Below are 15,281 nucleotides of genomic sequence, written 5' to 3'. Positions count from 1 at the left end.
AAGACTTAAAGCGCGTCAAGCGATCTGAAAGATCGCGACACGCTTTAATGCTGAGCCGGAACCACGGCATCGCCGCGTGCGGCAAGCGCTGCCAGGTCGGCGGGCTTCAGCTCGACGGACTCACCGCAGCCGCAGGCCGATGTCTGGTTCGGATTGGTGAAGATGAAGCCGGAACGTAGCGTCGTCGTCTCGAAGCCGAGTTCGGTGCCGAGCAGATAAAGAACGGCCGACGGCTCGATCCAGACCTTGGCGCCGTCGCGCTCGATCAGGTCGTCCTTGGCATTGGGTTCCGTCACCAGGTTGATGGTATATTCCATCCCGGCGCAGCCACCCTTCTTGATGCCGACGCGAATGCCCTTGGCATCCGGCCCGCCATTGCCAACGATCGCCTTCACGCGCTCTGCGGCGGCTTCCGTCATGCTCATTACTGCAAAGCCCATGGGCTCAATCTCCTTCCGCAACCGGGGTCAAGATCCGGTGCTTGGTGATTCAATGTAGTCGCCGCGAGTAAACGGATCAATACCGGCCGGTCAATACCAGCCGACAGCGACCTGCGCCTCTTCGGACATGCGCTCCGGCGTCCACGGCGGATCGAAGGTCATGGCGACCTCGACGCCCGACACGCCCTCGACGGCGCCGACGGCATTTTCCACCCAGCCCGGCATTTCACCGGCAACCGGGCAACCGGGTGCGGTCAGCGTCATCATGATCTTCACCATGCGGTCGTCTTCGATGTCGATCTTGTAGATGAGGCCGAGCTCGAAGATGTCTGCTGGAATTTCCGGGTCGTAGACGGTCTTGAGAGCGCCGATCACGTCGTCGCTGAGACGCGCCAGCTCCGCTTCGGGAATGCTGGAATGCACGATGCCTTCGCGCACGTCGATCTTCTCTTCATTCAGGCTCATGGCTTCTTCCTCAAGCAAAGAACTTGCGCGCATAGTCGAGCGCATCTGCAAGCGCATCCACCTCGGCGCGGGTATTATACATGCCGAAGGATGCACGGCATGTGGAGGTCACGCCGAAGCGTTTCAAGAGCGGCATGGCACAATGCGTGCCAGCGCGAACGGCAACACCCTGGCGGTCGATCACCATCGAGACGTCATGGGCATGAATGCCCGCCAACTCGAAGGAGAAGATGGCGCCCTTGCCGGGCGCATTGCCGAAGACGCGCAGCGAATTGACCGCCTTGAGCCGCTCCTCGGCATAGGCAGTCAGATCCGCCTCGTGGGCCGCGATATTCTCGCGGCCGATCTTGTCCATATAGTCGAGCGCATAACCAAGCCCGATCGCCTGCACGATCGGCGGCGTGCCAGCCTCGAAACGGTGCGGCGGATCATTATAGGTGACGATATCCTCGCTCACCTCGAAGATCATCTCACCACCGCCCTGGAAGGGCCGCATCTCCTTCAGCCGGTCCTTCTTGCCGTAGAGCACGCCGATGCCCGACGGGCCATAGAGCTTGTGACCGGTCATGACGTACCAGTCGCAATCGATATCCTGCACGTCGACAGGCAGATGCACGGCACCCTGCGAACCGTCGATCAGCACCGGAATGCCGCGCTCATGGGCAATGCGGCAGACTTCCTTGACCGGAACGATGGTGCCGAGCGCATTCGACATATGGGTGATTGCGACGAGCTTAGTCTTGTCGGTCAAGCTCTTCTCGAAATCCTCGATATGGAAGGCGCCCTCGTCATCGACAGGCACCCAGACGAGCTTCGCGCCCTGCCGTTCGCGGATGAAATGCCAGGGCACGATGTTGGAGTGGTGCTCCATGATCGTCAGCACGATCTCATCGCCCTCGCCGATCTTGGGCATGCCCCAACCGTAGGCGACGGTGTTGATCGCCTCGGTCGAGTTCTTGGTGAAGACGATGTCATCAACCGAAGGCGCGTTCAGGAAGCGGCGAACCTTTTCGCGCGCCGCTTCATAGGCTTCAGTTGCGGCATTCGACAGGTAGTGAAGGCCGCGATGCACATTGGCGTATTCGTGGCTATAGGCATGCGAGATCGCATCGATCACCGCCTGCGGCTTCTGTGCGGAGGCGCCGTTGTCCAGATAGACCAGCGGCTTGCCATGCACCTTCTCCGCAAGGATCGGGAAATCCCTGCGGATGGCTTCGACATCATAGGCGGTTGCCGGCACGATCTTGTCCATGGCGATATCCGATCAGGCGTGCTTTTCCAGCCAGGCCGAAATGACGCCTTCCAGCGCCTCGACCAGGGCTTCGTCTTCCAATTCCTCGACGATCTCAGCAACGAAGGCGTTGACGAGCATGGCGCGCGCCTTGTTCTCCGGAATGCCGCGGGCCATCAGGTAGTAGAGATGGTTGTGGTCGATATCGGCAACCGTCGCACCATGGCCGCACTGCACGTCGTCGGCGAAGATTTCGAGCTCGGGCTTGACTGAGAATTCGGCATCGTCGGACATCAGCAGCGTGTTGCAGGCCATCTTGGCATCGGTCTTCTGGGCATCTGGCGCGACCCGGATCATGCCCTGGAAGACGCCCTTGGCGCGATCGAAGACGACGTTGCGGATCACTTCCGTCGAGCCGGTGTGCGGCACGTCGTGGCCAAGCACCATCGTTACGTCGGTGTGCGTCTCGGCGCCGAGCAGATTGATGCCGCGCAGCGTCAGATCGGCGCCCTCACCCGTCACCTTAATATTCAGCTCCTGGCGCACCAGCTTGCCGCCGGCATTGATAACGAAGAGCTTCAACTTGGCGTCAGCGCCGAGATCGACGCGGATCTGGCCGAGATGCGTATCCTCAGCCCCCTGCTGCTGGAGGATGATCCAGGTCAGTTCAGTGCCCTGCCCGACCGTGATGTCACTGACATGCGACACCAGTGCGGCATTGTCGGTCACCGATTGGTGACGCTCGATGACGACACCCTTCACATTGGCGCCGAAGGCAACCGGTAGGCGGGTATGAATGTCGCCGCCGGCATGCACGAACTGGATTTCCAGCGGCTCTTCGAACTCGGTGCCATCGGGCACGTCGATCACATAGCCATCCTTGACGAAGCTGCCGTTGATGCGGCCGACCGCATCGTCGCGGCCGAGCGCGTCGAGATTGGCGGCGGCCGAACCGTCGGTCAGCTTTTCGGAATAGACCGAAACCGAGAGATCGCCGGCAGAAGCCTTGTGATCAGGCTTGCCCTGGATCACGGCAAGAACCGGCGAACCGTCGACTAGCGGCTCCAGCGCTTCCGAGCCGGCGTCACCCGCCTGGGCCGGAATGTTGCGCAGCAGGTTCTTCAGGTCCGTATAGTGCCAGGCCTCGACGCGGCGTGTCGGCAGGCCTTCCCTCTTCAGGTCGTCGAGCAGCCGGTCGCGCAGCGCAGTGACCGCGCCATTGCCCGGCAGTTCGCCGATCTGCTGGTTGAACGCTTCGATCAGCGCCGCTTCGGCCGCGGTCAGGCGGCTCGTCGTTTGCATGTTCATGGACGTCGTCCTTTCCGCCACGCTCAGGCTGCGGCGCCGATGATGTCGGCGTAACCGTTGGCTTCCAGCTCATGGGCCAGCGTCTTGTCGCCGGATTTGATGACCTGGCCCTTGTAGAGAACGTGCACGGTATCCGGCACGATATAGTCGAGCAGGCGCTGGTAGTGGGTAATGACGATAACGGCGCGATCTGGCGAACGCAGCGCGTTGACCCCATCGGCCACGACCTTCAGGGCGTCGATGTCGAGGCCGGAGTCGGTTTCGTCGAGCACGCAAAGCTTCGGCTCAAGCAGCGCCATCTGCAGGATTTCGGCGCGCTTCTTTTCGCCGCCGGAGAAGCCGACGTTCAGCGGGCGCTTCAGCATCTCGGTGTTGATCTGCAGCTTGGCCGCAGCGTCCTTGACACGGCGCATGAAGTCCGGCGTCGTCAGCTCGTCTTCGCCGCGCGCCTTGCGCTGCTCGTTCATCGCCACCTTCAGGAACTGCATGGTGGCGACACCAGGAATTTCGACAGGATACTGGAAGGCCAGGAAGATGCCCTTGGAGGCGCGCTCGGACGGATCGAGCTCGAGGATGCTCTCGCCATTATAGAGAATGTCGCCCTCGGTGACTTCGTAATCGCTGCGGCCGGACAGCACATAGGAGAGCGTCGACTTGCCGGAGCCGTTCGGGCCCATGATGGCGGCAACTTCGCCGGCCTTCACCGTGAGGTTCAGGCCACGGATGATCTCGGTGCCATCTTCGGCGATGCGGGCATGAAGGTTCTTGATTTCAAGCATCTTTGGTTCCTGCGTTTGGTCTGCGTAGCTCATCGGAGCCTCGCGCAATTTCTAAGACATCTGCATATTGTGCTCGGCGCTACCGCCAAAAGAAACGAATGACACGGAGAAACGCGACCGTTATGAGCCAAGGCCCTTCGAGAAATTCCGGGATATCCGGAAACATCTTTGCCGATTTTTCCATGCGCTGCCGGAGAAACATATAAGGCTGCTCCGGCGGCACTGCTGTCTCGTATCTTTGCTCGCGGGGGCCTATCTTCGACAGGATCTCTCCGCGCATATTCGTCAGGCGTTCAAGAATTCGCTTCTTGTCCGCCTCGCTCATGTCAGCCGACGCTGCCTTCGAGCGAGATGCTGATCAGCTTCTGCGCCTCGACGGCGAATTCCATCGGCAGTTCCTGCAGAACTTCCTTGACGAAGCCGTTGACGATCAGCGCGATCGCAGCCTCGGTCGGAATGCCGCGCTGCAGGCAGTAGAACAGCTGGTCTTCGGAGATCTTCGAGGTGGTCGCCTCGTGCTCGAACTGCGCCGTCGAATTTTTCGCCTCGATATAGGGCACCGTATGGGCACCGCACTTGTCGCCGATCAGCAGCGAGTCGCACTGGGTGAAGTTGCGTGCGTTCGAGGCCTTGCGGTGGGCGGAGACCTGGCCGCGATAGGTGTTCTGCGAAACGCCGGCGGCGATGCCCTTGGAGACGATGCGGCTCGACGTGTTCTTGCCGAGATGGATCATCTTGGTACCGCTGTCGATCTGCTGATGGCCGTTGGACACGGCGATCGAGTAGAACTCGCCTCTGGAGTCATCGCCGCGCAGGATGCAGGACGGATACTTCCAGGTGATGGCGGAACCGGTCTCGACCTGCGTCCAGGAGATCTTCGAACGGTCGCCGCGGCAATCGCCACGCTTGGTGACGAAGTTGTAGATGCCGCCCTTGCCGTTCTTGTCGCCCGGATACCAGTTCTGGACGGTGGAATACTTGATCTCGGCATCGTCGAGCGCGATGAGCTCGACCACGGCGGCATGCAACTGGTTTTCATCGCGCTGCGGCGCGGTGCAGCCTTCGAGGTAGGAGACGTAAGCGCCTTCCTCGGCGATGATCAGCGTGCGCTCGAACTGGCCGGTGTTCTTCTCGTTGATGCGGAAGTAGGTGGAAAGCTCCATTGGGCAACGCACGCCCTTCGGCACGAAGACGAAGGAACCGTCGGTGAAGACGGCCGAGTTCAGCGTCGCATAGTAGTTATCGGTCGTCGGGACGACGGAGCCGAGGTACTTGCGCACGAGATCCGGCTGCTCGCGGATGGCTTCCGAGATCGACATGAAGATCACGCCGGCCTTCTTCAGCTCCTCCTTGAAGGTCGTTACGACCGACACGGAATCGAACACTGCATCGACTGCGATCTTCGGCTTCTGCACGCCGGCCAGGATTTCCTGTTCCTTCAGTGGAATGCCGAGCTTCTCGTAGACCTTGAGGATTTCAGGATCGACGTCTTCGATCGACTTCGGACCCGGCGTGCTCTTCGGCGCCGCGTAATAGTGGATCTCGTTGAAATCGATCTTCGGGTAGTCGACGCGCGCCCAGGTGGGCTCGTCCATCGTCAGCCAGCGCTTGTAGGCTTCAAGGCGCCATTCGAGCATCCATTCCGGCTCCTGCTTCTTGGTGGAAATCAGGCGGATGATGTCTTCGGAAAGGCCCTTGGGTGCCTTGTCCATTTCGATGACGGTTTCGAAGCCGTATTTATACTGGTCCACGTCGATTTCGCGGACGCGATCGACTGTTTCCTGGACAGCAGGCATGTCACTCTCCAATCTCGCCGGATAAAAGGTCCGGCAGCTTGTCAGTGGGGCAATTACTTACCCCTGATGTAAGTGGCCAAAAGGGACTTTTCAGCCCTGTTGGCAAGTAGAAATTTGCGTTTCCGCAAGTTTGTGAGGCGTTCAGGCCGCCTCGCCCGCCAGCTTTCGCCGGGAGGCAATCTTGGCGAAGGCTGCAATCGCCCTGTCCACGTCTTCTTTCGTCGTCGAAAAGCCGAGCGACATGCGCAGAGCCCCGAGCTTCGGATCACGGCCCATCGCCGTCAGCACATGGCTTTCGCCTACCCTGCCGGAGGAGCAGGCCGAACCCGCTGAAAGTGCCACGCCTTCAAGATCGAAGGCGATCTGACCGGTCTCCGCCTTCATGCAGGGAAGCGTGAAGAAAATGGTGTTGGCGACGCGCGGGCCGCCGGCGCCGTAAATGATGACGTCGGGTGCTGCCGCGCGCATGCCGGCTTCCAGCCGGTCGCGCAGCACGGCAATCGCAGCATTGCGCTCCTCAAGGTTCTGCAGCACGGCTTCCGCCGCAGCCCCGAAACCGATCAGCGCCAGAGAATTCTGTGTCCCTGACCGGTGACCCTTCTCCTGCCCGCCGCCGCGGATCAGCGCCTTCGGCATCAGCGCTTCGCCGCGGGTGACGAGTGCGCCGGCGCCCTTCGGGCCGCCGATCTTGTGGGAGGAAATGATCATGAAATCCGCGCCGATCTGCCCGATCTCGATCGGCAGACGGCCGGCCGCCTGCACCGCATCGACCACGAAGAGCCCGCCATGCGCGCGCACGATGCTGCCTGCCTCTTCAACCGGCTGGACGATGCCAGTCTCGTTGTTGACGAACATGATCGCCACCATGGGCAGACCCGTCGTCTTGTCGTGAGCATCGAGCAGGTCGGAAAGCGCTTTCAGATCGACGACGCCGGCATCCGTCACCGGAATCTCGGTCGTCCTGTCCTTCGGGAAACGGCCACCTTCGCGGACTGCCAAATGCTCGACGGCGGAATGATAGAGACGACCGAGCTTCAGTGGCGTGCGGCCCATGCTGAATTCTGGTGTCAGCACCATGTTGGCCGCTTCGGTCGCACCACTGGTGAAGATCACATTGGCGGGGTCGGACCCCGTCAGCAGCGCAATCTTGCGGCGCGCGCTCTCGATGGCGGCGCGGGCGGCACGGCCCTCGCCATGCACGGAATTTGGATTGCCGAACACGTCTATGGCGCGCATGATCGCGTCACGCGCTGCAGGGTGCATCGGCGATGTTGCGTTCCAATCGAGATAAAGGCGTGGCGGCGCCATTGTCTTCGGTCCTGCGCTTGACGAGCTTGCTTCGGGCGCGGCGGTGCATTTTTCTTGAAATTTCCGCCGGGCTTGCCTTATGACACGTTCCACGCTGCGTGGATCGCCATGCAAGTTTCGAATTGTTCTAAACTGCGTTTTAGAAAAGCTGACAACTGTCGTCAAGTCATGTTGTCGCCAAACGTGGCGTGAACGCGAAATAAAACCCGGAGTACCGATGCCCGAAGTTATTTTCAACGGCCCAGCCGGCCGTCTCGAAGGCCGCTACCAGCCCTCCAAGGAAAAAAGCGCACCGATCGCCGTCATTCTGCACCCGCATCCGCAGTTTGGTGGCACGATGAACAACCAGATCGTCTACCAGCTCTTCTACATGTTCCAGAAGCGCGGTTTTACGACATTGCGCTTCAATTTCCGGGGCATCGGCCGCAGCCAGGGCGAATTCGACCATGGTGCGGGCGAGCTTTCGGATGCCGCCTCCGCGCTCGACTGGGTGCAGAGCCTGCATCCCGATTCGAAGACCTGTTGGGTCGCCGGCTACTCCTTCGGCTCCTGGATCGGCATGCAGCTTCTGATGCGCCGTCCGGAAATCGAAGGTTTCATGTCGATTGCCCCGCAGCCGAATACCTATGACTTCTCGTTCCTGGCGCCCTGCCCGTCCTCCGGCCTGATCATCAATGGCGAATCGGACAAGGTAGCCCCCGAAAAGGACGTCAACGGCCTCGTCGAGAAGCTCAAGACGCAGAAGGGCATTCTCATCACCCACCGCACCGTGCCTGGCGCCAACCACTTCTTCAACGGCCAGGTCGACACGCTGATGGCCGAGTGCGAGGATTATCTTGACCGCCGCCTGAACGGCGAACTGGTGCCGGAACCGGCAGCCAAGCGCATCAGGTAACGGCCTGCCGCATGGCGGCCGTCATCGCGAATTCCACGCCCTCAACACCTTCGATAAAGATCGGCCCGCGCTCTCGCATGCCGATCTTTTTTAATACGCGCTGCGAGGTGAGATTGTCGGGGTGCGTAAAAGCGATGAAATGCGGCGCAAGATCTCTCGCGAAGAACCAGTCGGCAAGGCTTGCTGCGATTTCCGTCGCATAGCCTTTGCCCCATTCTCGGGCGTAGAAAGCATAACCCATCTCATACTCGCCGGTGTGGTAGATCGAGATCCCGGCACGTCCGATGAAGTGGCCGTCCTGTCGGCTGACGATCTTGTATTTCGTCGTGCCGTCGCGCGCCTGCTCGGCAAGATATGTTCGCAGCCGCTCCTCGCACTTTTCGCGTGACCAGGGCGCTCCGCCAGACATGTAGCGTGTCGTCTCGATTGTCGAATGCAGGTCGTGGATCAGGTCGGCATCGCCGTCTTCCCACATCCGAGCGACAAGGCGCGGCGTTTCGAAAATGACTTCCCCGCTCATCTGGCCGGCTCCGCCAGGACACCACCGCTTGCCGGCTGGTTGACGCCCGTCGTGCCGGGATAGGTGAGCGGCAGTCCCTCCAGCGAGCGCACGGCCAGATAGGCCCAGGCTTCCGCCTCCATCGCATCTCCGTCGAAACCGGCCTCTTCTGCACTGATGACACGAGAACCGGTCTTCCCGGCCATATCGGCAAACTCCGCCATGATTGTCCCATTCAGCCGTCCGCCGCCGCAGACGATGTAGACCGAAGGGCTCTCGGGCAGATAGGAGGCGCATTTGACGATCGAGGCGGCAGCTACATGCGCAAGCGTGCGTGCGCCATCCTCCAGGCTCGCCTCGCCATCTGCCAGCGGATTGAAATCGCCACGGTCGAGCGAGCGCCGGATATTGCCCAGGAAGAACGGGCTACCGAGATAACGGGCGGCAATATCGGGCACCACCTGTCCGCGCCCGGCGATCTCGCCGCCGGGATCGTAGGTCTTCCCGGTCTGCATCTCCACCCACTGGTCGATCAGCGTATTGCCGGGGCCACTGTCGAAGGCGGCGATGCGGCCTTCTGCGCCGATATAGGTGAGGTTCGAAATGCCACCGATATTGACGAAGCAGACGGTCTGCCCTTCCTTCTGAAACCTGCCGGCAAGGGCGGCGTGATAGGCCGGCACCAGCGGTGCGCCCTGCCCGCCATGCACCATGTCGTTGGCGCGCATGTCATAGACGACGGGAATGCCTGACCGTTCGGCCAGAAGCTGCCCGTCGCCGATCTGGATTGTCAGCGCATCGTCCGGCCGGTGCAGCACGGTCTGGCCGTGAAAGCCGAGCACATCGATATCACCTCTACCGAGGCCAAATTTACCGAGAAATGCCGTAACGGCATCTGCATGACGTCCGGTCAGTTCGATCTCGATTTCACGCAGTTCGTGCGGCCGCGCAGTGCGATCGGTCAGCGGCCGGGCCAAATCCAGCGCGCGCTTCAACCTTTCGCGAAAACCGCCGTCATAGGCCACCCCCAGGAACGGTCCGCGCTCGATGAAGCCTCGCCCGTCCGTCCTGAGCAACGCCACATCAATGCCATCCATCGAGGTGCCGCTCATCAAGCCGATCGCAGTCCTGACGATATCCATTGCGCCGCGAGCCTTTCATGCGATTCCCGGATGCACTTTTGGAAAAACAGTGCTAAACGCGCCGCGACGGTTCAACAAGCGTCAATCCCAAATCCCGTTCGACGTTCAAGAGACGAAGCCCATGTCCGAGTTCAAGTCCGATTTCCTCCGCACGCTGCAAGTGCGCGGCTTCATTCATCAGATTTCCGATGAAAGCGGCCTCGACGATCTCTTCGCCAAGGAAACCGTGACGGCCTATATCGGCTTCGATCCGACCGCACCCAGCCTGCACGCCGGATCGCTGATCCAGATCATGATGCTGCACTGGATGCAGAAGACCGGCCATCGCGCCATCTCGCTGATGGGCGGCGGCACCGGCATGGTCGGCGACCCCTCCTTCAAGGAGGAAGCCCGCCAGCTGATGACCGTCGATACGATCGAAGGCAACATCGCCTCCATCAAGCGCGTCTTCTCGAACTACCTGAACTACGGCGACGGTCCGAAGGACGCGCTGATGATCAACAATGCCGAATGGCTGCGCTCGCTGAACTATCTTGAGTTCCTGCGCGATGTCGGCAAGCATTTTTCGGTCAACCGCATGCTGTCCTTCGACAGCGTCAAGACGCGCCTCGACCGTGAACAGTCGCTGTCCTTCCTGGAATTCAACTACATGATCCTCCAGGCCTATGACTTCGTCGAGCTTGCCAAGCGCTACGACTGCCGCCTGCAGATGGGCGGCTCGGACCAGTGGGGCAACATCGTCAACGGCATCGACCTCGGTCACCGCATGGGGACGAAGCAGCTCTACGCGCTGACCTCGCCGCTGCTGACCACTTCCTCCGGCGCCAAGATGGGCAAGTCGGCCACGGGCGCCATCTGGCTGAATGCCGACATGCTCTCGGCCTATGATTTTTGGCAGTACTGGCGCAACACCGAGGATGCCGACGTTTCTCGCTTCCTGAAGCTCTACACCACCTTGCCGATGGACGAGATCGCCCGCCTCTCGGCACTTGGCGGTTCCGAAATCAACGAGGTCAAGAAGATCCTGGCGACCGAGGTCGCCGCGATCTTGCATGGCCGCGAAGCCGCGGAACAGGCAGCCGAGACGGCCCGCAAGACGTTTGAAGAAGGCGGTCTCTCCGACAACCTACCGTCTGTCGAGGTTCCGGCCTCCGAGCTCGACGCCGGCATCGGCCTCCTGTCGCTGATTGTCCGCGCCGGTCTTGCCGCCTCGAACGGCGAAGCCCGCCGTCACGTCCAGGGCGGCGCCGTGCGCATCAACGACCAGGCTGTCAGCGACGAGCGCAAGATGATCGGCAGCGGCGAAATCACCGCCGATGGCGTCATCAAGCTGTCGCTCGGCAAGAAGAAGCACATCCTTATCCGCCGCGCAGCGTAAACCGCGCCAGCGATGCCAAGAGAAAAGCCGGCCTTCCCGCCGGCTTTTTCTTTGCCTGTTTCAGGATAATGGCGGGGAAAACTTCTCCATCACGAAATTGTCGAGCTTCTGCCCGCGCTTTTCGACGGTCTGTCGCGTGACCACAACGAACCCCTTGCGCTCGAAGAATGGTCGCGCCGTCAGGCTCGCATGTGTGTAGATCCGCTCCATGCCTGATGCCAGCGCCTCCTGCTCGACGCGCGCCAGCAGCCGGCTCGCCACACCGAGCCTCTGAAATTCGGGATGCACGAACATCATGTCCAGGCAGCCATCGGCGACGAGATCGGAGAAGCCGACCGGCTTGCCGTCAATGTCAGCGATCCAGGCCGGGCGGCTTATCCGGCGCTCGGCCCACTTGGCGGGATCTTCCACCTGCGCCCAGGCATTAATCTGCGCAGTCGAATAATCGCGCGACGAGACTTCGCGGATGGCGCGCAGGAAGATCTCGATCGTCGCGTCGCTATCCCCGGGCGTATAAGGCCGGATCAGTATGGAGTTCTGCACCGATAACCCCCAGCGATTTACTGGAACTAGCGATTTACTGGAATTCGAAGATCTGGCGGAACACGCCGGGCGCGATCACCGAGAGCGGGTTGATCTGCAGGTTCGGCTGGTCGAACTTGCCTGTCAGCTTGAAGGTGATGCCGATTAGGCCTCGGTCTGAACCATTGCCGAGGATGACGCCGATCAGCGGCAGCTCGGCAAACAGCCGGTTGAGGCCATAGGCCGGCATGAAGGTGCCGGTCATGTCCATGTTGCCCTTCGCATTGCGCACCACACCCTGGAAAGTGGCGCCGATCTGGTCGCCGCGCAGCACGCCGTTTTCGATGGAGATTGCCCCACCGCGCGAAACGACACGGGCAAAGCCGCGCTGGAAGCGCTGCGAGGAGGTATCGATATCGCGTTTGACGGCTTCGTTCAGCGTGCGCTGGTCTGAACCGACAGGTGTGGAAACGATCGAGCGCAGGCGCTGCTCGTTGACGATCGAGAAGCGGCGCACGTCGAGCGAGCCATCCCAGCCGCCGCCCGCATTGAGACGGATAGCCAGATTGAGAAGGCCGCCCTGCATATGCTGGTAAAGATCGGCAAAGCGCGAGACGGAGCCGGCATCGCCGCTGGTAATGTTGATGACACCGCCGCCCTGCATCTGGCTGACGACCGCCTCACCGCTATCCGTGATGCCGGAGAAATTCAGCGATTGCAGCCGGCTGCCACTCATGGCGATCTGCGCCTGGAAATTACCGATCTTCTCGTCATTGAAGCCGATAATGTTCTGCAGCTTCGCCCGCACGCTCACGCTGCTGCTGTCGCTGCCGTCGCCATCGCTGTCCGAATCCGATTTCAGCCGGGCGATGATCGGTCGCGCATCGGCGCTGGCGCCGGATACGGAAATATCGAAGCCGCCCTTGCTGCGCTTCAGCGACAACCCGAAATCATCGACGGAAGACAGCTTCACGCTATCGAAATCCGCCGATATCAGGCCGCTCTTGCCGATCACGAGCGCCCCGGTCGCTCCGAAGCCATCCCCCTTCAGACGGAAATTCTTGACCTGCGTATTGTCAGGCGGGCCGGAAACCTCGAATTCGGCATTGGCGGGAATACCGCTGCCCTTCGACCAGCCGATCCAGGGGAGATCGAGCGATGCCTTACCGAGATCGAGCAGCACGTCCTGCCGGTCTTCATCGAGGCGCGTCAGTACCAGCTTGACGCTGCCGCCGAGGATGCCGGACAGGCCGGGCAGCAGCCTGTCGCGCTGATCGCCGTTTAGCGTTGCCGTGATCACGCGCTGCGGCTCGATGCCGGAAGATTTGTCGACGGGCTCCAACATATCGATATCGGCGGAGACGCCATCAATGTCGGCCTTGCCCTTGACCTTCACCTGCTGCGGATCGGCATCGAGCGTGCCGTCGAGATTGGTGATGACGCGCCCCGAGAACGGCTTGGCAAGCGCGACATCCGTGAGCTTCATCTGCGCCTCCCATTCGGGCGGCGGCGGGTTCTGCGAGGACAGAAGTCCGAAATGCGCCTGCACATGCGCGTCGATAGTGCCCTTAAGGTCGTCAGGCACAAAGCCTGCGCGCTGCAACACCTTGATCGGCTTGTAGGTCAGAAGCTCGCCCACCGCATCCGCCGAGCCTGAAACGGAAATGTCGGCATCGGCCATCAGCGGCTTGTCGTAGACTGACGGCATCACGAAGGTGCCCGGCTGCACCGCTACAGAACGCCCGGATGGGAAATAGGAGGTGCCGCTCTTGAGCGAGATCGTCGCCTTTCCGCCCGTCAGGTCGAAATGCGCCGCGGTGTCGCGGACAGGCGGGATCTCGCCGGCAACATTCAAGCGCGTTCCGTCGATGTCGAAGGCAATGCGGAGCTGGTTTTCGTCGAGCCGCAGGCCGCGTCCTCCTGCCGCCTCATCCAGACGCCCTGGCGGAATGTAGACGGAAATGGAAGCATCGGTCACCACGCCGCCAAACAGGTTTGCCAGCACCCAGACCCGCGCTTTGGACGCCATCCAGAAAGGCCAGAGCTGCTTGACCGCCGTCGTCTGCATCTGCTGCGACTGGCCGGCAAAACTGATCTCCGGTGATTTCTCGTTCAGCCGGATGTGCAGCGCCCCATAGAGGGAGCCGAGCGGCGAGGAAGCCACCATATTCGTGAACTGGAATTCGCGGCCGGCGACGAGATAGCGTCCGGTCGCCTGCAGATCGAAGGACAGCGGCTGCTCGCCGGAATTGGGTGCGGCCGTGCCGCCGCTGATCAGCGCATCGATGCCGAACCCCTTGCCCGCATTCGGATCGAGCTTGTCGAGGTCGATCAGCGCGCCGCTGATCGGCAGAATGGTCGCGCCGAGATGCAGCTGCGATTTGGCGATCTCCAGCGTCTGCTTGTCGAAGTCATAGGCCAGATTGAGTTGCCCGTCCGTCAGCTCCTGAGAATCGCCGTCGACATAGATAAGGCCTGGATCGAGTTTGAGAGCCGCATTGAGCGATGGCTTAACGCCGTCGGCAGCTCTGACCGCGGAAATGGTGAGATCGCCGAAGGTGTTGACGCCCTGGCGGATCTCGCCCTGTTCGTTGCGCTTCAGTGTAAAGGGCGTCAGGTCGGCATGTGACAATGTGGCGACGAGCCGGGATGCGTGCCCGCCCGCCTGTTCGGTGATCACATTGAGATCGGCTGCCTCGCCGTTGATGGAAATCTGGCCGCTCAGCTGCAGCGAGTTCGGCCCGGCATGTTCGAAGGCGAGACTGTCGACGACGAGCGAAACCGGCCCATTTGCCGTATCCGCGAGCTTGATATCGATGCCGGAGATGCGCACGGAGTCGGTAGCGCCGCGTTCGACGAAGCTTTCGAACAGGTCGAGATGCGAGAAGATCATCTCCATCGCCGCTGGAATGGCATCGACGCGCAGGTCGTCAAGCTTGATGGGAGCGCTTGATGGAAGCAGCGACGTGTCGAGGGCAATGTCGTCAGCTTCGACCGATGATACGGCGATGCGGCCGCGGAAGAGCTGCAGCGGATTGAGCGCCATGCGCATGGAGGATGCGGTGGAAAGATGCTGGCCGCTCTGCTGGTCGATCATGTTGACGTCGCGCGCTTCGAGCGCCAGCCGCAGGCCGGAGGTGAAGCGGATGACGGTAGAGCCGACCTCGGATCGGTAGCGCGGCCCCAGCGCGCTGTTCAGCGCCGACTGCGCCTGCTGCGACAGCGGCGCGTCGATAACCCCGCTTTCGATCGTGAAGACGATCGCCGCCAGGATGAACAGGATGACCGCGCAGAATCCGCCCGTGGCCTTCGCCGTGCCGCGCATGCGGGAACGCGGTGGCGGGCAATGCACGATAAGAGGGTCCTCCACCTGCGCTGAAGGCAGGCTGTGCAAGGCGACGATGTCCTTCTTGCGGAACGTGACCTTTTCGCCGCGGATGGCTGACATGCGCCTTGGGAAACTCCTGAATCTGATTTGAATGGCTCTGGGCGGGACGCCGTTTCATCCACTATATAAC

The 15,281-nt window shown here is 61.2% G+C and carries 14 protein-coding genes; 2 read left to right on the top strand and 12 right to left on the bottom strand.

Annotated elements, in window-relative coordinates; all coding sequences use genetic code 11:
- Positions 1–44 precede the first annotated feature (44 nt).
- The 8 genes from sufA to ACR9ZQ_RS15455 all read right to left on the bottom strand — a co-directional run bounded on the left by sufA (position 45) and on the right by ACR9ZQ_RS15455 (position 7,327).
- Positions 45–440, bottom strand: coding sequence for a Fe-S cluster assembly scaffold SufA (gene sufA / locus ACR9ZQ_RS15490; RefSeq protein ID WP_025668889.1), 396 nt, complete (start codon positions 438–440; stop codon positions 45–47).
- Positions 441–530: 90 nt separating this feature from the next.
- Positions 531–905, bottom strand: coding sequence for an SUF system Fe-S cluster assembly protein (locus tag ACR9ZQ_RS15485; protein ID WP_113325606.1), 375 nt, complete (start codon positions 903–905; stop codon positions 531–533).
- A gap of 10 nt (positions 906–915) precedes the next feature.
- Positions 916–2,157 (bottom strand): cysteine desulfurase, encoded by a 1,242-nt coding sequence (locus tag ACR9ZQ_RS15480; RefSeq protein ID WP_112968179.1) that lies wholly within the window; start codon positions 2,155–2,157, stop codon positions 916–918.
- A 12-nt stretch (positions 2,158–2,169) separates the two neighbouring features.
- Positions 2,170–3,444 (bottom strand): Fe-S cluster assembly protein SufD, encoded by a 1,275-nt coding sequence (gene sufD / locus ACR9ZQ_RS15475; protein ID WP_481428233.1) that lies wholly within the window; start codon positions 3,442–3,444, stop codon positions 2,170–2,172.
- Between the two features lie 23 nt (positions 3,445–3,467).
- Entirely contained in the window at positions 3,468–4,223 is a 756-nt protein-coding gene (gene sufC / locus ACR9ZQ_RS15470; RefSeq protein ID WP_439015074.1) for a Fe-S cluster assembly ATPase SufC, read from the bottom strand.
- A 79-nt stretch (positions 4,224–4,302) separates the two neighbouring features.
- Positions 4,303–4,548, bottom strand: a complete 246-nt coding sequence (locus ACR9ZQ_RS15465) for a hypothetical protein (RefSeq protein WP_439015075.1) — start codon at positions 4,546–4,548, stop codon at positions 4,303–4,305.
- A 1-nt stretch (position 4,549) separates the two neighbouring features.
- Complete coding sequence (gene sufB / locus ACR9ZQ_RS15460) at positions 4,550–6,019, bottom strand: Fe-S cluster assembly protein SufB (protein ID WP_310388190.1); 1,470 nt, start codon at positions 6,017–6,019, stop codon at positions 4,550–4,552.
- 141 nt (positions 6,020–6,160) lie between these two features.
- On the bottom strand, positions 6,161–7,327 hold the full coding sequence (locus ACR9ZQ_RS15455; protein ID WP_310388192.1) for a cysteine desulfurase family protein: 1,167 nt from the start codon (positions 7,325–7,327) through the stop codon (positions 6,161–6,163).
- Between the two features lie 217 nt (positions 7,328–7,544).
- On the opposite strand from ACR9ZQ_RS15455, the gene ACR9ZQ_RS15450 reads away from it, so the two are divergent.
- A complete protein-coding gene (locus ACR9ZQ_RS15450; protein WP_113325620.1) occupies positions 7,545–8,222 on the top strand; it encodes an alpha/beta hydrolase in 678 nt (225 codons plus the stop codon).
- Here the strand turns inward: ACR9ZQ_RS15450 and ACR9ZQ_RS15445 are convergent.
- Positions 8,215–8,742 carry a GNAT family N-acetyltransferase gene (locus ACR9ZQ_RS15445; protein WP_481428232.1) on the bottom strand — a complete coding sequence of 176 codons (528 nt, stop codon included), beginning with the start codon at positions 8,740–8,742 and terminating at the stop codon, positions 8,215–8,217. The two genes, ACR9ZQ_RS15450 and ACR9ZQ_RS15445, sit on opposite strands and share 8 nt — an antisense overlap.
- Positions 8,739–9,863: an anhydro-N-acetylmuramic acid kinase gene (locus ACR9ZQ_RS15440; RefSeq protein WP_481428231.1), complete on the bottom strand. Its 1,125-nt coding sequence runs from the start codon at positions 9,861–9,863 to the stop codon at positions 8,739–8,741. Before ACR9ZQ_RS15440 ends, ACR9ZQ_RS15445 begins: the two co-directional genes overlap by 4 nt.
- 121 nt (positions 9,864–9,984) lie before the next feature.
- Between ACR9ZQ_RS15440 and tyrS the strand changes: the two genes are divergently transcribed.
- Positions 9,985–11,241, top strand: a complete 1,257-nt coding sequence (gene tyrS, locus ACR9ZQ_RS15435; protein WP_481428230.1) for a tyrosine--tRNA ligase — start codon at positions 9,985–9,987, stop codon at positions 11,239–11,241.
- Positions 11,242–11,301: 60 nt separating this feature from the next.
- On the opposite strand, the gene ACR9ZQ_RS15430 is transcribed toward tyrS, so the two are convergent.
- A complete protein-coding gene (locus tag ACR9ZQ_RS15430; protein WP_310388200.1) occupies positions 11,302–11,784 on the bottom strand; it encodes a GNAT family N-acetyltransferase in 483 nt (160 codons plus the stop codon).
- A gap of 34 nt (positions 11,785–11,818) precedes the next feature.
- Entirely contained in the window at positions 11,819–15,211 is a 3,393-nt protein-coding gene (locus tag ACR9ZQ_RS15425) for a DUF3971 domain-containing protein (RefSeq protein WP_310388202.1), read from the bottom strand.
- Positions 15,212–15,281 lie beyond the last annotated feature (70 nt).

The sequence above is a fragment of the Rhizobium sp. KNZ14-9A genome (assembly GCF_056755015.1).
This window is presented reverse-complemented; position numbering and strand designations above follow the sequence as displayed.